15 protein-coding genes, 3 tRNA genes and 1 pseudogene are annotated in these 19,081 nt (G+C 63.6%); 10 read left to right on the top strand and 9 right to left on the bottom strand.

All coding sequences use genetic code 11. From position 1 onward, the window contains the following. Nucleotides 1-43 precede the first annotated feature (43 nt). Both V473_RS09365 and V473_RS09360 read left to right on the top strand, forming a co-directional pair. Nucleotides 44-2,155, top strand: a complete 2,112-nt coding sequence (locus V473_RS09365) for a malate synthase G (protein WP_066605427.1) — start codon at nt 44-46, stop codon at nt 2,153-2,155. Nucleotides 2,156-2,226: 71 nt separating this feature from the next. Continuing rightward, a complete protein-coding gene (locus tag V473_RS09360; protein ID WP_066605426.1) occupies nt 2,227-2,853 on the top strand; it encodes a glutathione S-transferase family protein in 627 nt (208 codons plus the stop codon). Between the two features lie 2 nt (nt 2,854-2,855). Here V473_RS09360 and V473_RS09355 read toward each other — a convergent pair whose 3' ends face one another. Further along, nucleotides 2,856-3,902 (bottom strand): glycosyltransferase family 61 protein, encoded by a 1,047-nt coding sequence (locus tag V473_RS09355; RefSeq protein WP_066602961.1) that lies wholly within the window; start codon nt 3,900-3,902, stop codon nt 2,856-2,858. A gap of 173 nt (nt 3,903-4,075) precedes the next feature. Between V473_RS09355 and V473_RS09350 the strand changes: the two genes are divergently transcribed. Then, nucleotides 4,076-5,347 carry a M24 family metallopeptidase gene (locus V473_RS09350; RefSeq protein ID WP_066602959.1) on the top strand — a complete coding sequence of 424 codons (1,272 nt, stop codon included), beginning with the start codon at nt 4,076-4,078 and terminating at the stop codon, nt 5,345-5,347. Nucleotides 5,348-5,351: 4 nt separating this feature from the next. Here V473_RS09350 and V473_RS22895 read toward each other — a convergent pair. Next, nucleotides 5,352-5,598 (bottom strand): annotated as a pseudogene (locus V473_RS22895) (transposase); the annotation flags it as partial. Between the two features lie 119 nt (nt 5,599-5,717). Between V473_RS22895 and V473_RS09345 the strand changes: the two are divergent. The 4 genes from V473_RS09345 (at nt 5,718) to V473_RS09330 (ending at nt 11,593) form a co-directional block, all read left to right on the top strand. Further along, nucleotides 5,718-6,818, top strand: coding sequence for a phytanoyl-CoA dioxygenase family protein (locus tag V473_RS09345; RefSeq protein WP_066602956.1), 1,101 nt, complete (start codon nt 5,718-5,720; stop codon nt 6,816-6,818). A gap of 72 nt (nt 6,819-6,890) precedes the next feature. Beyond that, entirely contained in the window at nt 6,891-9,545 is a 2,655-nt protein-coding gene (alaS, locus tag V473_RS09340) for an alanine--tRNA ligase (RefSeq protein ID WP_066602955.1), read from the top strand. A gap of 185 nt (nt 9,546-9,730) precedes the next feature. After that, entirely contained in the window at nt 9,731-10,585 is an 855-nt protein-coding gene (locus tag V473_RS09335) for a hypothetical protein (RefSeq protein WP_066602953.1), read from the top strand. 63 nt (nt 10,586-10,648) lie between these two features. Next, nucleotides 10,649-11,593 (top strand): glutaminase, encoded by a 945-nt coding sequence (locus V473_RS09330; RefSeq protein ID WP_066602951.1) that lies wholly within the window; start codon nt 10,649-10,651, stop codon nt 11,591-11,593. Here V473_RS09330 and V473_RS09325 read toward each other — a convergent pair. The 7 genes from V473_RS09325 to aroA all read right to left on the bottom strand — a co-directional run bounded on the left by V473_RS09325 (nt 11,590) and on the right by aroA (nt 18,175). Next, complete coding sequence (locus V473_RS09325) at nt 11,590-13,374, bottom strand: cation:proton antiporter domain-containing protein (protein WP_066602949.1); 1,785 nt, start codon at nt 13,372-13,374, stop codon at nt 11,590-11,592. The genes V473_RS09330 and V473_RS09325 overlap by 4 nt on opposite strands. 67 nt (nt 13,375-13,441) lie before the next feature. Then, a tRNA-Leu gene (locus tag V473_RS09320) sits at nt 13,442-13,527 on the bottom strand. A 79-nt stretch (nt 13,528-13,606) separates the two neighbouring features. After that, nucleotides 13,607-13,897, bottom strand: coding sequence for an integration host factor subunit beta (locus tag V473_RS09315; RefSeq protein WP_066602948.1), 291 nt, complete (start codon nt 13,895-13,897; stop codon nt 13,607-13,609). Between the two features lie 178 nt (nt 13,898-14,075). Next, nucleotides 14,076-15,788 carry a 30S ribosomal protein S1 gene (gene rpsA, locus V473_RS09310; RefSeq protein WP_066602946.1) on the bottom strand — a complete coding sequence of 571 codons (1,713 nt, stop codon included), beginning with the start codon at nt 15,786-15,788 and terminating at the stop codon, nt 14,076-14,078. Between the two features lie 169 nt (nt 15,789-15,957). Then, a complete protein-coding gene (gene cmk / locus V473_RS09305; RefSeq protein ID WP_066602944.1) occupies nt 15,958-16,593 on the bottom strand; it encodes a (d)CMP kinase in 636 nt (211 codons plus the stop codon). Continuing rightward, nucleotides 16,590-16,838 (bottom strand): CBU_0592 family membrane protein, encoded by a 249-nt coding sequence (locus V473_RS09300; RefSeq protein WP_066602941.1) that lies wholly within the window; start codon nt 16,836-16,838, stop codon nt 16,590-16,592. The genes cmk and V473_RS09300 overlap by 4 nt, the downstream gene beginning before the upstream one ends. Further along, a complete protein-coding gene (gene aroA, locus V473_RS09295) occupies nt 16,835-18,175 on the bottom strand; it encodes a 3-phosphoshikimate 1-carboxyvinyltransferase (protein ID WP_066602939.1) in 1,341 nt (446 codons plus the stop codon). Before aroA ends, V473_RS09300 begins: the two co-directional genes overlap by 4 nt. A 148-nt stretch (nt 18,176-18,323) precedes the next feature. Between aroA and V473_RS09290 the strand changes: the two genes are divergently transcribed. From V473_RS09290 to V473_RS09280, 3 genes are all read left to right on the top strand, one after another. Further along, the gene (locus V473_RS09290) at nt 18,324-18,656 is read left to right on the top strand and encodes a TIGR02300 family protein (RefSeq protein ID WP_066602936.1); all 333 of its coding nucleotides are present in this window, start codon (nt 18,324-18,326) and stop codon (nt 18,654-18,656) included. Between the two features lie 87 nt (nt 18,657-18,743). Then, nucleotides 18,744-18,819: transfer RNA gene (locus tag V473_RS09285), tRNA-Ala, on the top strand. A gap of 172 nt (nt 18,820-18,991) precedes the next feature. Then, nucleotides 18,992-19,067: transfer RNA gene (locus V473_RS09280), tRNA-Ala, on the top strand. The last annotated feature ends 14 nt before the right edge of the window (nt 19,068-19,081 follow it).

Here is a 19,081-nt window from a genome sequence, read left to right as displayed (position 1 = left end):
TCCGCCTGCGCGGGAAGGACGAAGGATGGAGCAGGAGAAGACGATGACCGACCGCATGATCGACAAGGCCGGCCTTCAGGTCGCCGAGCCATTGGCCGATTTCATTGACAGCCGCGCGCTGCCCGGCGCCGGCATCGCGCCGGACGTCTTCTGGGCGGGCACGGCGGACCTGTTCGCCCGTTTCGCGCCGGACAACGCCGCCCTGCTGCGCAAGCGCGACACGATGCAGGCGCAGATAGACGACTGGCACGACCATCGCCGGGGCCAGCCGCATGACGCCAGCGCCTATCAGGCCTTTCTGCGCGAGATCGGCTATCTGGTCCCCGAACCCGCACCGTTCCAGATTGGCAGCGACCATGTCGATGACGAGGTCGCGCGGTTGGCGGGGCCGCAACTGGTCGTCCCGATCCTCAATGCCCGCTTCCTGCTCAACGCCGCCAATGCGCGCTGGGGCAGCCTCTATGACGCGCTCTACGGCACCGACGCGATACCGGGTGCGGCCTCCGGTAAAGGCTATGACGCCGCGCGCGGCGCACAGGTCATCGCCTGGGCCAAGGCGTTCCTGGACGATGCGATCCCGCTGGCGAGTGGTAGCTGGGCCGACCTGTCCAGCGACGCCATCATCCTGCGCGATCCGACCCAATATGTCGGCGCCAGCGAGAAGGGCCGCCTGTTCCGCCACAATGGTCTGCACATCGAAATCGTCTTCGATGCCACGCATCCGATCGGCGCGACCGATCCGGCCGGCATAGCCGACGTCATCCTCGAATCCGCGCTGACCGCGATCTGCGACCTTGAAGACTCCGTCGCCGCCGTCGATGCGCAGGACAAGGTCGCGGCCTATGCCAACTGGCTGGGCCTGATGCGCGGCGACCTGACCGAGACGTTCGAGAAGGGCGGCGCGACCATGACCCGCGCGCTCAACCCCGACCGCGCCTATACCGCGCCCGACGGCGGCCGCTTCACCCTGCCGGGGCGCAGCCTGTTGTTCGTCCGCAATGTCGGCCATCTGATGACTAGCCCGGCGATCCGCCTGCCCGATGGCGACGAAGCGCCCGAAGGCATATTGGACGGCATCGTCACCAGCCTGATCGCGCTCCACGATTTGAAGCGCGACGGCGGCAACAGCCGCGCCGGCAGCGTCTATATCGTCAAGCCCAAGATGCACGGGCCGGAGGAAGCGGCTTTCACCAACCGCCTGTTCGACGGAATCGAGGATATGCTGGGCATGGCCCGCTACACCATCAAGGTCGGCGTCATGGACGAGGAGCGCCGCACCTCGGCCAATCTCGCCGCCTGTATCGAGACTGTCCGCGGCCGCATCGTCTTCATCAACACCGGCTTCCTCGATCGCACGGGGGACGAGATGCACACGTCGATGCAGGCCGGTCCGATGATCCGCAAGGGCGAGATGAAGACGAGCGACTGGATCGCCGCCTATGAAGATCGCAACGTCCAGATCGGCCTGGCCTGTGGTCTGTCGGGCCGGGCGCAGATCGGCAAGGGCATGTGGGCCGCGCCCGATCGCATGGCCGACATGCTGGAGCAGAAGGCGTCGCACCCAAAGAGCGGCGCGAACACAGCCTGGGTTCCCTCGCCGACCGCAGCGACGCTGCACGCGACCCATTATCACCGCATCGACGTCTTCGCCCGCCAGGCGGAGCGCAAGGCGGAGGCGATCGCGCCGCTGGACAAGTTGCTGACCATCCCCGTCGCGGTGGGCCGCAACTTCTCGGACGAGGAGATCGCGCAGGAACTGGATAATAATGCGCAGGGTATATTGGGCTATGTCGTCCGCTGGGTCGATCAGGGCGTCGGCTGTTCCAAGGTGCCCGATATCCACGATATCGGCCTGATGGAGGACCGCGCGACGCTGCGCATTTCCTCGCAGCATATGGCCAACTGGCTGTTGCACGGCGTCTGCACGGCGGAGCAGGTCGATGCCGCGCTGCAACGCATGGCCGCCAAGGTCGACGCCCAGAACGCCGGCGATCCGCTCTATCAGCCGATGAGCGGCCGCGAAGCCGAAAGCCTGGCCTATCAGGCCGCCCGCGCGCTGGTGTTCGAGGGTGTCGAACAGCCCAGCGGCTATACCGAACCTTTGCTCCACGCCTTCCGCGCGGAACAGAAGGCGGAGGCGCTGGAGGACGCATAACATTTCCAAACCTGTTGTGGCGGTTCCCATGCTGCGTTACGCCCTCACCGGCGGGCAGCATGGGAGCCATCATGACGATCCTCGTCCACCACCTCAATAACAGCCGATCGCAGCGCATCCTCTGGCTGCTGGAGGAGCTGGGCGAACCCTATCAAGTCCGCCGCTACGAGCGCGACCGCAAGACGATGCGCGCGCCCGAAAGCCTGCGCGCCATCCACCCGCTCGGCCGTTCGCCGGTAGTGGAGGTGGACGGCCATCGCCTGATCGAAACCGGCGCGATCATGGAGCATCTTGTCGCCCGCGCCGGCAACCGCTTCGGCCCGCCCGCCGATGCGGACGGCGCGATCCGCTATCGCCAATATATGCACTATGCCGAAGGATCGATGATGCCGCCGCTGCTGGCGTTGCTCATCATCGGCAAGCTCGGCCTGTTCGGCCGCCCTGCGCGACCGACGGTGCAAAGGATGCTGGACGATCATCTCGACTGGCTCGAAACGGAACTGGCGAGCCGTCCCTATTTCGCTGGCGACGCCTTCACCGCCGCCGACATGATGATGAGCTTTCCGCTGGAAGCGTCGCGTGCACGCGGCGGCCTTGACAGCAGCCGTCCGCATCTGATCCGCTGGCTGGAAGACATGCAGGCGCGGCCTGCCTACACGGCCGCGCTGGCAGCCGGCGGCCCCTATGCCTATGCCTGACCCTATTGTCTCTTCAGCATGATATTCAGTTTCCGCTCGAAGGTGGCGGGATCTATTTCGAAATGGCGCTCGCCCTTTATGCTGGGATCGAAGCTGATCGGGCCTTCGCGCGGCAATATATAGCCGACCCGCTGCTTGCGGAAATTGCCGATGCGCGACTGGCATTCGGTGATGTAATTCATCGCCATCACCCGGCATCCGGCGGGCGAAAAGATGCTGTTGTGCAGCGCACTGGAAAATTCGCCGATCACATCGTCGGCCGACGCGAAGAGCGCGATCTGCTGTTCCAGCGTCAGATTTTCCGGGCTGATACTTTCAAAGCCGTAACTGGCCGCGATATCCTGTAGCGCCTGGCTATTGGCCAGAATACGATAGGACTGGACGCGCCGGTCCACGAAGATGCGCTTTCGAGGGATCCCTTCCTGGCGATAGGGCGTCGTCAGCAATTCCAGTTCGTCTTGGACGACATCGGAATAGACGAAGCGACTGCCCCAGCCGGGGATCAGCAGCCGGCGCACGGTCAGCACATCCTGTAGCGCCTTCGTTTCGACGTGGAAGTCGGGCAGCAGCAGGCTGATCCATTTGAGCGCATAGGAAGGCGCGTTGGAGGGCAGGATGATCGGGATGGCGGCCAGCGATGGATTGTCACGGTGCGCCGCGCGCATGACCAGCAGGCGGGGCATCACCTCCAGCAGGAAATGGCCGTAAATGACGCAATTATAGTTCCAGACCGTCCAGGCGGTGTCGATCGTCCTATGCTCTCCGCCGCCTTGCAGAAACTGGCCCGTATAGCTTTGGTCGGCATATTTGCGGGTGATATAGCCGGGAAACAGCGCATTTTTCATGGCATCCGACAGGCTTTGCAGGACCGGCGGGATACATGGGCCGATCAGTTGCGCATCCTCGAACGCCCAGATGCTTGCCGACGGCGCGTCCAGCTTCACTGCATGATTTTGGTCGATCGCATGAGTCAGTCCGTCATTCCACAGCATCGGCATGGGCGGAATTTGCCGGTTGCTGGGCCAATTGAGAAAAAGCTGCTCTGCCATGCGGCCGTGACTCCGAATATTACCGTTTGAGACACGCCCTCGCAGGGCCAGTGGAGGATGGCAAGGCTTGACAGCGTGCAGACCCGGTGGATTGCGCACCGATAGGGGAGACGGCTGTTGTGATCGCACGCCGGCTGCGTTAGCCATCTGGCCGACGTAGCCGTGGAAACAATATGAGCAGAAACGCCTATCATCCAGACCGCCGCACCCTGCTGCGCACCGCCGCCGTCGGCCTCGCCACATCGCTGATAAGCCCGCGCCTCTTTGCGCAGGATAAGGCGAGCGAAGCGCTCAAATCCCTGACCGGCGGTGTTGCGCCGATCGGAAAGGCCGAGCGCGCGGACCGTCTTGCTCGCGCGCAGAAGATGATGCAGGCGGCCGGCATCGACGCCCTGCTGGTCGAGCCGGGCGCCAGCCTCATCTATTATAGCGGCATCCGTTGGCGCCGGTCGGAACGTCTGACTGCACTGGTCATCCCGGCCAGCGGTACGCCTTTGGTCGTCTGTCCCTTTTTCGAGAAACCCTCTATCGACGAATCGCTCTCCGTCCGCGCGGAGGTTCGCGTCTGGCAGGAGCACGAAAGCCCCTATGCGCCGATCGCCGATTACCTGACCGTGAAGGGACTGGCCAAGGGGCGCATTGGCATCGAGGAAACGGTCCGCTATTTCGCGGTCGATGGTGTCAAGGCTGCGCTGCCCGCCGCGACGTTGGTGAAAGACCCTGTCACCCGCGCCATCCGTATGCGCAAGACGGAGGCCGAGGTCGCACTGATGCAGACCGCCGCTGACGTCACCATGGCCGCCTATCGCTGGACCTGGCCGCAGGTGAAGGCCGGCATGACCCCCGCCGACATCGGCGCGCTGATGAGCGCCGCGACGAAGCAACTGGGCGGGCAGGTGGAATTCAACCTCGTCCTGCTCGGTGAAGCGGCCGCCTATCCGCATGGATCGGGCAAGCCGCAGACGGTCCGCTCAGGGGAGGTGGTGCTGATGGATTGCGGCTGCACGGTCGAGGATTATCAGTCCGACATCAGCCGCACTTTCGTCTATGGCGCGGCCCCCAGTGCCCAGCAGCGCAAGGTCTGGAACGACGTGTCGGAGGGGCAGACGATGGCCTTCGCGGCGGCGAAGCTCGGCGTTCCGGCGGGATCGGTCGATGACGCAGTGCGCGGTTGGTATGAGACACAGGGCTACGGCCCCGACTACGCGCTCCCCGGCTTGTCCCACCGCACCGGCCATGGCATCGGCATGGAAGGGCATGAGCCGGTCAACCTCGTCCACGGCGAAACCACGAAGCTGGACATCGGCATGTGCTTCTCCAACGAGCCGGGCCTGTATCTGCCGGGGGTGATGGGCGTGCGGATGGAGGATTGCTTCCACATGACGGCCCAGGGACCGGCGTGGTTTTCGAGGCCGCCTGTGTCGATCGAGCAGCCGATTGGATAGGGACGTAGCGCCGAACCGTCGATACTGGTGGGAAGCATTTGGGCAAAAGTCGCCACGCGCACCCGTTTGCGGCGATGTAGAGCATCGCGTTCAAAAACCTCGCGCATGTCTGCCGATCGAGGTCGACCTCCACGCCTTGCCGGAGGCGCAAATGGCGCTGCCAGCCCCCACCCCGCATCTCTCGTATCCGATGGATATCGCAATCCCGCCCGGCTATGCTCTCGCCGGGCAATACCAGTCCATGCCACCATTCACTCCATCTCTTCGCAACGAGGCGTGAGCCGAATGTCAACGTAGCCAATCACAACATACTGGTATTATTCAGAAATTTTCGGATCGGGCTGTTAGCCTTTGATTAGGATGGTGGATTATGCAGGAAGAAGTCCCGTCGTTTCATTCAAAATATGGCGGTCTATGGATTGATCGATCGGACTGGCAGCAAGAGATACAGGCGCGAGGGTTGAACCTGCAACAAAAGGCGCAGGTCGAGAAATTCGCGTCCGACGGCTATATTATTTTGGAGGGTGCGGCTTCGCACGAACTCGTCGATGCTTTTCAGCAACGCATCGAGACGTCCTTTCGCGATGGCAACTCTGATATCATTTATCAAAGTCACCGGGATTATATCACCAAGCGTCTGGATCATCCCGCCGATCGCATGGGCGGACGCGTCCTGGATGCATTTGTTGCGCTGCCGCAGGCGCTTGATTTATTTCATGTCCCCGCATTGTTCGATTTTCTTCGTTTGATATTCGACGCTGATCCGCTGTTGTTCCAGAGCCTGAGTTTCGATCAGGGTTCGCAGCAGGGTCTGCATCAGGACACAGCCTATGTCGTCGTGCAGCAGCCTCTGCAACTGGCTGCCTGCTGGATCGCGCTGGAAGACGTTCAACCGGGGTCGGGTGAACTATTCTATGCGCCTGGTTCGCATCGCTTGCCCGACTGGAATTTCGGCGGCGATCGAAAACATTGGAGCATGGATGAAGATGGCCAGGAAACGCACAATCTTTGGGGCGCGCATCTGGTAGAGAACGCGCAGAAAAGTGCCAAGGGCGTTGAATGTTTTCTGGCCAAAAAAGGCGATATTCTGGTCTGGCATGCGGATCTTGCACATGGTGGTTCGGCGATCACCAACCCGCAATTGACGCGGCAAAGCTTGGTCGGACATTTTTGTCCGCAGACGACCGAACCCTATTTCTTCTCTACTCACCCGCATCTGGCGAAGGTGCGCTTCCATAAAGGGCTGGGTTATTGCAGCCAGCACTATAATTTTGCCGAAATGGACGCCGCAAATGTTGGCGGCGACAATGAAAGTGTAGAGGGTGATGACCCGTCGACCATGTCGGGAGATGTCGCCGGTTCGGTTAATCGGGAACCGCCAGCTCCTGTCCCGGCCGATGCTTTGAACTGGAAGCGTCGTCTAGCCAGGGGCTTTAGGCAGTTGGTGGGTGGAAGGGCAAGAGGAGGCTAGGTCGCAAAACTGTTGGCGGCGCGATGAAATCCCCCGCTTGTGCGGCGGGCCGCTTCCCACTAAATCGCCCCCATGACCTCGACCAACGACATTCGCCGCTCTTTCCTCGACTATTTCGGGGCCAACGGCCACACCATCGTTCCGTCCGCGCCGCTGGTGCCGCACAACGACCCGACGCTGATGTTCGTGAACGCCGGCATGGTGCCGTTCAAGAATGTCTTCACGGGTCTGGAAACGCGCCCCTACAAGACCGCGACGTCGAGCCAGAAATCGGTCCGCGCCGGTGGCAAGCATAACGACCTCGACAATGTCGGCTACACCGCGCGCCACCATACTTTCTTCGAAATGCTGGGCAATTTCAGCTTCGGCGACTATTTCAAGGAACAGGCGATCACCCACGCCTGGACCCTGCTGACCAAGGAATGGGGCCTGCCCGCGGACAGACTGACCGCGACCGTCTATCACACGGACGACGAGGCGTTCGACCTGTGGAAGAAGATCGCCGGCCTGCCCGACCATCGCATCATCCGCATCCCGACCAAGGATAATTTCTGGGCGATGGGTGACAGCGGCCCCTGCGGTCCCTGCTCGGAAATCTTCTACGACCATGGCGACCATATCTGGGGCGGCCCTCCCGGTTCGCCGGAGGAAGATGGCGACCGCTTCGTCGAGATCTGGAACCTCGTCTTCATGCAATATGAGCAGGAAGCCAACGAGATCGTCAGCGAACTGCCCAAGCCGTCGATCGACACCGGCATGGGTCTGGAGCGCATCGCCGCCGTCATGCAGGGCGTGCACAACAATTACGATACGGACACGTTCAAGGCGCTGATCGCGGAGTCCGGCGCGATCACCCGCACCGCGACGGATGGCGAATTTCAGGCCAGCCACCGCGTCATCGCCGATCATCTCCGCTCGACCAGCTTCCTGATCGCGGACGGCGTGCTGCCCGCCAATGAAGGCCGCGGCTATGTCCTGCGCCGCATCATGCGCCGCGCCATGCGCCATGCGCACATCATCGGCGCGAAAGACCCGCTCATGTATCGCCTCGTCTCCAGCCTCGTGTCGGAAATGGGCGGCGCCTATCCCGAACTGGTCCGCGCCCAGCCGCTGATCGAGGAAACCCTGCTGCGCGAGGAAACCCGTTTCCGCAAGACGCTGGAAAACGGCCTGCGCCTGCTCGATGAAGCGACCACCGGCCTTGCCGAAGGCGCGACGTTGCCGGGCGAAACCGCGTTCAAGCTCTACGACACCTACGGCTTCCCCTATGACCTGACCGAGGATGCGCTCCGCACTCAGGGGCTTTTGGTCGATCGCGCCGGCTTCGACGCCGCGATGGCGGAGCAGAAGGCCGCCGCCCGCGCCGCCTGGAAGGGCTCCGGGGAAAAGGCGTCGGACGAAATCTGGTACGACATCGCCGAAACTTTCGGCACGTCCGAGTTCGTCGGCTACGCCTCCACCCAGGGCGAAGGCGAAGTGCAGGCCATCGTCAAGGACGGCGTGCGCGTGGATAGCGCCACCGTCGGCGACACGGTCGCGATCATCACCAACCAGACGCCCTTCTATGGCGAAAGCGGAGGCCAGAATGGCGACGCGGGCACGATCGCCTCGCTTGGCGGTCTGTCCGCCGAAGTGGCCGACACGTCCAAGCCCTTGGGCCGCCTCCACGCCCATCAGGCGACGATCAACGCGGGCAGCGTCAAGGTGGGCGACACCGTCCAGTTGACCGTCGATGTCGAACGCCGCGACCGCATCCGCGCCAACCATAGCGCCACCCATTTGCTGCACGCAGCCCTGCGCAAGGAACTGGGCGGCCATGTGACGCAGAAGGGCAGCATGGTCGCGGCCGAGCGCCTGCGCTTCGATTTCTCGCATCCCGAAGCCCTGACCCATGCGCAGATTGCGAAGGTCGAAGCGGATGTGAACGCGCAGATCCGTCATAATGAGGAGGTCACGACCCGCCTCATGACGCCCGACGACGCGATCGGCGCGGGCGCGATGGCGCTGTTCGGCGAAAAATATGGCGATGAAGTCCGCGTCCTTTCCATGGGCAAGGGGGACGAGCATCATTATTCGGTCGAACTGTGCGGCGGCACCCATGTCCGCGCGACCGGCGACATCGCCCTGTTCAAGATCGTGTCGGAAAGCGCCGTGTCCAGCGGCGTCCGCCGGATAGAGGCGCTGACCGGCGAGGCCGCGCGCCTGTGGCTGGTCGATCGCGACGACAAGCTGCGCCAGTCGGCCGCCGCGCTCAAGACGTCGCCCGAAGATGTGCTGGCCCGCATCACCGCGCTGGTCGAACAGAGCCGAAAGCTGGAACGCGACCTCGCCGAAGCGAAGAAGGCGTTGGCCCTTGGCGGCGGATCGGGCGCAGCCCCGGCCGGTCCCGAACAGGTCGGTGCTGTCAGCTTCCTGGGCCAGGTCATCGACGGCCTCGATCCCAAGGAACTGCGCGGCATCGTGGACGGCAACAAGAAGGCTTTGGGTAGCGGCGTATCCGCAATCGTCGCAGTCGTCGAAGGCCGCGCCACCATCGCGGTCGGCGTGACCGACGATCTGACCGCCAGCATCAGCGCGGTCGATCTCGTCCGCGTCGGCGTCGAAGCGCTGGGCGGCAAGGGCGGCGGCGGCCGTCCCGATATGGCACAGGGCGGCGGCCCGGATGGGGACAAGGCGGCGGCGGCGATCGATGCGGTCAAGGAGGCGCTGGCCAAAGTTCCGGCCTGATCCGGGGCCGGTGGCGACTTTATCCCAATTCGTCATCCCAATGACGTCGTACATCAAATGAAGGGTGAGGCCGCCGAATATCATGGCCTCATGCTCTTGAATTATTTGCCGGTCCGCTTTTTTCTGTCATTGTCCTGACCTGTCGCATGAACCCTGCCTGGGTTTGTGTCTGGGGGGGAATTATTGTGGTTGCCATCATCTTGAGCGCATCGATCGTCGCCGCGATCGGGCTGCAAGCCGCGCCGTCCGTATCGACCGTCGATCTGTTCTGCCGTGGGCGGGGCGATCGCTTCGTCACCACCCAGATTAAGGTGCGACAGTCCGACGGCACGATGAAGAATCAGTCCAACAGCCGTCGCGTGCCCTTTGACGACGCCATTCGGATCAAGGTCGCGGGCGATAGCGGCGAAGCGCTGATCCCCGACGCGATGTTGGGTGACGATGACCAGCGCGGCTGGCACGAAATCAAGAAGCTGGAAGTGACGCCGTCGATGATCGCCGGCAAAGTCTATTTCGGTTGGTTGTTCAGTCCGGTCATGTCGCTCAACCGTGAAACCGGCACCCTGCGCATCACCGGCTCGCTGGCGAATTTCTCCGGCAGTTGCACGCCTTATACCGGCCAGTCCATGGCGCGGGTGCCCCGCGCTGCGTCGGCGCGGGTGGCCGGTAGTGCCCCCATGCCCGCCGGCGGGGATGCCCGCGCCAGCGCCCGCGCCGCGGCAGAGCGGGCCGGGAGCCGCGATGCGGCGCGCAGCGCGGCGGTCAAGGCTGACCTCGCCTTCCGCCTGTTCAACGCCAGCAGCGAATCGATCGTCGAATTCGCCATGATGGGCGCTTCGGGCACGCCCAGCGCCAACTGGTTCCGCACCAGCGGGCCGCTCGCCGCCAATCTGTTCCGCCAGATGAATTTCTCCACTGGCACGACCTGCACCCACACCGTTCGCGTCACCTTCGCCGGCGGTGGCCGCACGACGCGGCCGATCAATTTTTGCGGCAAGAATATCCTTTATGTCAGCAATGATGATATCTGGATCGAATGACGATCGCTAAGGGCTGACCGGCGCGCAACGCCCGCAGGCGCTGCGGCTGGACTGGGGACAAGCATGAAGCCGGCGCTTTCGACCATCATCGCAGATATCGTCGCACAGATGGGTGAAGCGACCGATCGTGGCAAGGTCGCTGACTATATTCCCGAACTGGCCAAGGTCGATCCCGCCCGATTTGCGATCGCCATCGCCACTGCGGATGGCGATTTGCTGACGGGCGGCGACGCCGACACCGGCTTTTCGATCCAGTCGGTGTCTAAGGTGTTCGCCCTGACCCTGGCGCTGGGCAAGGTCGGCGACCAGCTCTGGGAACGGGTCGGGCGGGAACCGTCTGGCAACGCCTTCAACTCCATCGTCCAGTTGGAACGGGAGCAGGGCATCCCGCGCAATCCCTTCATCAACGCCGGCGCCATCGTCGTGTCCGACGTCAATCTGGGCGGGCACCAGCCGCGCGTCGCCATCGGCGAGATGCTGCGCTTCGTGCGTTATCTCAGCGGCGACGACACCGTCGCCATCAACGAGGATGTCGCGGCGTCCGAAACCGCCACCGGCTATCGCAACATGGCGCTCGCCAACTATATGCGCGCCTTCTCCAATGTCCGCCATCCTGTCGATCTGGTGCTCGGCAGCTATGTCCACCAATGCGCGATCGAGATGAGCTGTCGTCAACTGGCGCTGGCGGGCCGTTATCTGATGCTCGACGGCCGACACCCGGACGGGGGCAGGGTGGTTTCGCCCAGCCGCGCGCGGCGCATCAACGCGCTGATGCTGACCTGCGGCCACTATGATGCATCAGGCGACTTCGCCTTCCGCGTCGGCATCCCAGGAAAATCGGGCGTGGGCGGCGGTATTCTGGCCATCGTGCCGGGCCGCGCATCGATCGCGGTCTGGTCGCCGGGCCTGAACGAAAACGGCAATAGCTGCCTTGGCACCCAGGCGCTGGAACTCTTGGCGCGGCGCACCGGCTGGTCGGTCTTCAGCCCGCCGGAGGAGGGGGATTAGCCCACCTCGTCCGGTCGCAGCCGCCGCAGCTTGGGCGCGGTTTCCATCTGCGCCGCTTCCTTGATGCCGACGCGCAGATCCTCGCGCGTCTGGTGGATCGATGCGATCACCGGCCCCATGGCGACGCCCAGATCAACCAGCGCCGTCTCGGCCAGTTGCAGCGAACTCTCCAGCGTTTCGGGCACCGCGTCGCTCGCCCCGGCCTTGTAGAGTTGTGCGGCATGATCGGTGTCGCGCGCGCGCGCGATGATCGGCAGGTCGGGCACCCATCCGCGCACTCGCTTGGTGACGCGGACCGACAGGACCGGATCGTCCATCGTCAGGATCAGCGCGCGGGCATGGCCCAGCCGCAGCCGGTCGAGCATCTCCACCCGCGCCACGTCGCCGAACAGGATCGGATAGCCCAGCCGCCGCGCCTCCGCGACCACATCGGGGTCGGATTCGACCACGACGAAACGCTGCTTGTGCGCCTTGAGCAAGTCGCACACCATGCGGCCCACACGGCCGAAGCCGATGACGACCGCCGCCGCCTCGACATGATCCTCGGTCGCCTCGATCCGCTCCTCGCCGATCGCCATTTCCAGCCGCCGGGCGACGTCATGGCCGATCCGCGCCAGCAGCGGCGTGATGGTCAGGCCGATGGCGGTCACGATCTGCCAGAAGGCGGCGGTGGACGGCAGGATCAATTGCGCCGCCGCGGCCGTCGACAACACGATCAGCGTGGTTTCCGACGGGCTGGACATCAGCACCCCGACCTCCAGCGCCACGCCCTTGCGCACGCCGGACAGATAGAGCAGCGCCGATGTCACCACCGTCTTGGCCAGCACCACGCCCATCACGGCGAGCAGCAGGCTGGGCCAGTTGGCCAGGATGACGCGGATGTCGAGGCTCATGCCCACGGTAATCAGGAACACGCCCAGCGCCAGGCCCTTGAAGGGGGCGGTCATCACCTCGACTTCGCTATGATAGTCGGTTTCGGCGATCAATATGCCGGCGAGCAGCGCGCCGACGATCGGGGAGAGGCCCGCTATCGAGGTGGCGAGGCTGGAGACGATCACGACCAGCAGACTGGCCGCCAGGAACACCTCCGGGCTTTTCGTCCGCGCCGCCTGGCTGAAGATATGGGGCAGGACCAACCGGCCCAGCACCAACATCACTGCGATGGTGATGCCGCCCTTCATCAGCGTATTGGCCATCTCGCTCCATGCGCCGTCGGGGCTGGCGGCCACGGATGGGGCGAGCGCGCCCAGCATGAAGATGATCGGGACCAACGCCAGATCTTCAAACAGCAGCATGGAGAAGGCCGCGCGACCGACCGCGCTCTGCGTACCGACCATCGGCAGCACGACCGCCGTGGACGACAGCGCCAGCGCCAGGCCCAGGCCGATCGCGCCGGCGGTCGGCTGTCCCAGCAGATAGAGGCCGGTCGCGATCAAAAGCGCCCCGCCGATCAGTTCGGTCGCGCCTACGCCGAACACTTGCGCGCGCATCGTCCATAATCGCCGGAAACTCAGTTCCAGGCCGATCGAGAAAAGCAATAATATGACGCCCAGTTCGGCGAAAGGCTCGATCGCCTCGCCGTCCGAGATGGTGACATGGTAGAGCCAGGGATATTGGCTGACCAGCGATCCCAGCCCCGCCGGACCGACCGCCAGGCCGACCAGGATGAACCCGATGACAGGGCTGATGCGCAATCGCGCGAAGCCGGGGATGACGAGCCCCGCCGCCCCCAGGATGACGAGAGAGTCGCTGAAACTATTGGGATTGATCGCACCGGCCATGCCGCCATCCTTACGGGTGCGGGCCGCAATATCCAGTCTTTTGGTTGAAAAAACCGATTATCGAGGATGGTGCGGACGGCGGGACTTGAACCCGCATTTCCAGGGGAAGGCGGATTTTAAGTCCGCTGCGTCTACCGATTTCGCCACGTCCGCCCATAATGCCGTTGGACAGCGTCTCCCCTGACGGCTGGCGCGCGGCAGGTCAAGCCATGGATCGACACGATGGATGGACTCAGACGTCGTCCTTGCCGTTCAACCGTTCGCGCATTTCCTTGCCCGGCTTGAAATAGGGCACCCGCTTGGCGGATACCGGCACCTGTTCCCCGGTGCGCGGGTTGCGCCCGGTGCGCGCGTCGCGTGCGCGCGTGGTGAAAGCACCGAATCCGCGCAATTCCACGCGGCCGCCGGTGGAAAGCCGGTCGACAATTTCCCTGAAGAAGAGATCGACGATCTTTTCCACTTCCGGCAGGCTGAGCCCCGGATTTTCCTCGGCCAGCTTCTGGATCAGTTCCGAACGGATCATTGGTTCTCCAGCGCCCCTCTGCCGTGCCCCATGTCCTGCATAGAGGTTCCGCAAGGCGTTGACAATCGGGCAACATCAAGATCGTTACGTTTCCAAAAGGACGATGGCATCATGGACATGAAAAAGCCCGCCGGACATGGGTCCGGCGGGCTTTTCATTTGTCGAAGGACAGGAAGGCTTAGCCTTCGCTCTTCGCCTTGAGCGCTTCGCCCAGGATGTCGCCCAGCGACGCGCCGCTGTCGGACGAACCATATTGTGCGACTGCCTGCTTCTCTTCGGCGATCTGCATCGCCTTGACCGAGAAGGTCGGCTTCTTGGCGCGGTCGAAACCGGTCACCATGGCGTCGAACTTCTGGCCGATCTGGAAGCGTTCCGAACGCTGCTCGTCGCGGTCGCGACCCAGGTCGCTGCGCTTGATGAAGCCGGCTGCGCCGTCTTCGCCAGCCTGGACTTCCAGGCCGCCGTCGCGGACTTCCAGAACGGTCACGGTGACGATCGCGTTCTTGTTGAGGCCGGCAGCCGCAGCAGCGGTGCCGCCAGCGGCCGGGCCGCCACGCTCAAGCTGCTTCATGCCCAGGCTGATGCGCTCCTTCTCGACGTCGATGTCGAGAACGACGGCCGAAACGGCCTCACCCTTGCGGTGCAGCGCCAGCGCGTCTTCGCCCGAAATGCCCCAGGCGATGTCGGACATGTGGACCATGCCGTCGACGTCGCCGTCCAGGCCGATGAACAGGCCGAACTCGGTCGCATTCTTGACTTCGCCCTCGACGGTCGAACCGATCGGGTGACGTTCGGCGAAGCTGTCCCACGGATTGCTCTGGGCCTGCTTGAGGCCAAGGCTGATGCGGCGCTTTTCGGGATCGACTTCCAGAACCAGAACTTCGACTTCCTGGCTGGTCGACACGATCTTGCCGGGGTGGACGTTCTTCTTGGTCCAGGACATTTCGCTGACATGGACCAGGCCTTCGATGCCCGGCTCCAGTTCGACGAACGCGCCATATTCGGTGATGTTCGTGACCCGGCCCGACAGCTTGGCGCCGATCGGATATTTGGCGGCGGCGCCTTCCCACGGATCACTCTCCAACTGCTTCATGCCGAGCGAGATGCGCTGCGTGTCGCGGTTGATGCGGATGATCTGCACGCGAACGGTGTCGCCGATGTTGATCATCTCATTGGGATGGTTAATGCGCTTGTACGACAGGTCGGTGACGTGCAGCAGGCCGTCGATGCCGCCCAGGTCAACGAACGCACCATAGTCGGTGATGTTCTTGACGACGCCTTCGATGATCTGGCCTTCGGCCAACGTCTGGATCAGGCCGCTGCGCTGTTCAGCGCGGGTTTCTTCCAGGATGGCGCGACGCGACACGACGATGTTGCCGCGGCGGCGATCCATTTTGAGGATCTGGAAAGGCTGCGGAATGTCCATCAGCGGGGTGACGTCGCGCACCGGGCGGATGTCGACCTGCGAACCGGGCAGGAACGCCACGGCGCCGTCCAGGTCGACGGTGAAGCCGCCCTTGACGCGGCCGAAGATGACGCCTTCGACGCGCGCGCTTTCGGTGAACTCGGCTTCCAGCTTGTCCCAGGCGGCTTCGCGGCGGGCGCGGTCACGCGACAGCATGGCTTCGCCATGGGCGTTTTCGACGCGGTCGACATAGACTTCGACTTCGTCGCCGACCTTCAGGTCAGCCTTCTGGCCTGGCGCTGCGAATTCGCGCAGCGGCACGCGGCCTTCGGACTTCAGACCTACGTCGATGACGGCCAGGTCGTTTTCGATGGCGGTAACGGTGCCCTTGACGACGCGGCCTTCAAAGCCGCCGTCTTCACCACCGAGAGAATCATTGAGAAGCGCGGCGAAATCGTCGCGCGTGGGAAATGCCGTAGAGGCCATGGTTAGTCCTTCACTCGTCATTGCTGGCCAACCGGTTGTATCCGATGGTCTTTGGCCAAAACATGTTCAGAACCGAATATTCTGAACATATCCCGCGCGTTAGAGGATTGTGAACGCGCTGCCTTGAAAAGCGAAAAGGGCGCCCGGAACAACCGCGCGCCTTGACGGGTCAACTTCTGGAGCGACCTTCAAGCTGGGCGTCCACAAGCGCAATCGCCCGCTGGACGGCCGCGTCTATAGTCAAATCGCTCGTATCTAGCAAGTCTGCGCCTTGTGCGACTTTAAGTGGGGCATGGTCGCGGCTCATGTCGCGCGTGTCGCGGGCCTGGATGTCGGCGATCAGGCTATCCATGTCCGGGTGCCCGCCCTGGCTGAGCGCGTCCTTGAACCGGCGTTCTGCACGCACATGGACGCTGGCCGTCACGAAGATCTTGGCGTCGGCGTCGGGCGCGATCACCGTGCCGATATCGCGCCCGTCCAGGATGGCGCCGCCCGGTTGGGTGGCGAAATCGCGCTGCCGCTGGACCAGCGCGTCGCGCACGCTCTGATGCACGGACACGCGCGAGGCGAGGGAGCCGACCGCTTCGCTCCGCAACGCAGGATCGGCCAGAATCGCATCATCGAATCCGGCCGCAGCCAGCGCATCCGTCTCCTGATCGGGATCGCCGCCGGCTTTCAGTACCGACAGGCCGACCGCGCGATACAGCAGGCCGGTGTCCAGCACCGGCAACCCATAATGGCGGCCCAGCGCTTTGGCGATGGTGCCCTTGCCCGATGCAGCGGGTCCGTCGACGGCGATGATCATGGCTGTTTCTTCCTCAGCGCGTTGCCCAGTCCGAGCAGCGCGATCGCCGCCCAGACCACTTCGAGCGCCATCGACGCCAGATTGAAATGCACCGTCAACGACCAGATAAGCAGCAGCGCGCCTGCCAGGTTCATCAGGTTGAAAATGACGAAATTCAGGGTGCGCGCCATATTGCTATAGGCATAGGCGACGACCATCAGCGCGCTGCCGATCAGCCCGACGACGTTAGCCAGATCGAATGTCATGCGATTACTCCCAATTGCCTGAGCAGCGGCACGAAGGTCGGGAAGCTGGTCGCCACCGGCCGCATGTCGTCGATGGTGACGCCATCCTTCGACACGAGGCCCGCGACCGCGAAGCTCATCGCGATGCGATGGTCCAGCCGGGTCGCGATCGGTCCGCCGCCGGTCAGCATCGCGCCGCCGCTGCCTTCGATGACGATGCCGTCCTCAAATTCCTCGACGCGCACGCCGATCGCGCGCAGCCCCTGCGCCATCGTGGCGATGCGGTCCGATTCCTTGACTCGCAGTTCCTCCAGCCCGCGGAAGACGCTGCGCCCTTCCGCCAGGGCGGCGGCGATGAAAGCGACCGGATATTCGTCGATCATGCTGGGCGCGCGCGCCGGGTCCGGCTCCACGCCTTTGAGCGTCGATGCGGTGACGATCAGGTCGCCGACCGGCTCGCCGCCGACTTCGCGCGCATTGATGATCTCGATCGATCCGCCCATTTCGCGCAGCAGGTCGATAAGGCCGGCGCGCGTCGCATTGAGGCCCACATTGGCGATCGTCACCCGCGATCCCGGCGCCAGCAAAGCGGCGACCATCGGGAAGGCGGCGGAGGAGGGGTCGCCCGGCACGACGATCTGCTGCGGCTGCAATTCCGCCTCGCCGACCAGGGTGATGATCCGCGTGCCGTCCGCTTCTACCTCGACGTTCAGGTCCGCGCCGAAACCCTTGAGCATCCGTTCGCTATGGTCGCGGGTCGGGATCGGCTCGACGACGCGGGTGATGCCCGGCGTGTTGAGGCCGGCCAGCAGGATCGCCGACTTGACCTGCGCCGAAGCTACGGGCAGCCGATAGTCCAGAGGGACGGCAGGGCAGGCCCCCTTCATCGTCAGCGGCAGGCGGTCGCCGGGGCCGGACGTGAAGCTCGCCCCCATGCGCGACAATGGCCCGGTCACGCGCGCCATAGGGCGCTTGCTGAGCGATGCGTCGCCCACGAAGGTCGCGGTCAGGTCATGGCTGGCCAGTAGCCCCATCAACAGGCGCGTGGAGGTGCCGCTATTGCCCATGTCCAGCGCCGTCTCCGGCTGGAGCAACCCGCCAACGCCCACGCCATGGATATGCCAGACGCCATCGGCATCACGCTCGATGGTCGCGCCCATCGCCCGCATCGCAGCGGCGGTGGCCAGCACATCTTCGCCTTCCAGCAGCCCTTCGACCCGGCTATGTCCGATCGCCAGCGCCGACAGCATCAGCGATCGGTGGGAAATGCTCTTGTCGCCCGGCACGGTCACGCTGCCCGCCAGCGGCGGCGCGGCGGCGAAGGTCATCGGGGTGGGCTGGTCGTCTATATGGGTCACGGGGTATCCATTATCCTGGAACCGAAAAAATGCGCCCGGCTTTTGACAGCGCGATCCTGCTATGGCAAGGCGCGCCACGTTTCGCGGGCAACAAGCGTTGTGCCGTGTGAGTATCTGTTAGAGCATCGAATAAAGGAACAGGCCGGACATGGTGAAGGCTGAATGGGGCACGAAGCGGACTTGCCCGAAATGCGCGACTCGCTTCTACGACCTGGGCAAGGATGATCCGGTAACCTGCATCAATTGCGGCAGCGCCTGGGAACCTGAGCCTGTGCTGAAGTCGAAGCAGCCGCTGCCTTATGAGGAAGCGGCGCCCAAGAAGGTGATCGAGACCGCCGACGGCGAGTTGGAAACGGCCGACGACGATCTGGACATCGACGTCGATGACGACGACGATTCGCCGGACAATGATGTCGATCTGGGCGGCGACGATGATCTGGGCGTCGATGCCGCGACCGATGACGACAGCGACGACAATTAACTGAAATTTGTTCTTGCCAATGGGATTGCCGCCACCTAATGGCAGCGACCTCCAAGGCGCCGGACCCAACGGCGCTTCATTGGTGACGGGGCCTTAGCTCAGCTGGGAGAGCGCCTGCATGGCATGCAGGAGGTCAGCGGTTCGATCCCGCTAGGCTCCACCAATTTTTCGGAACAGGAAAATGCCCATGGGGACATTTTCCCGAAAAATGCCTGAGCGCAAGTGAGGGGCGTCCATCCTCCGGGAGGCGCAGCCGACTTGCCAGGAAATATAGACGGCCGACGGCATTGCCGGACATGGTCTGACCATATGATTGCGGCCAGGCCGCGCATGATGGGGCCTTAGCTCAGCTGGGAGAGCGCCTGCATGGCATGCAGGAGGTCAGCGGTTCGATCCCGCTAGGCTCCACCAATTTTTCGGAACAA

Source organism: Sphingobium cupriresistens LL01, assembly GCF_001046645.1.
Lineage (GTDB): Bacteria > Pseudomonadota > Alphaproteobacteria > Sphingomonadales > Sphingomonadaceae > Sphingobium > Sphingobium cupriresistens.
The sequence above is the reverse complement of the archived record's forward strand: the minus strand, read 5'-3'. Positions and strand labels throughout refer to the sequence as shown.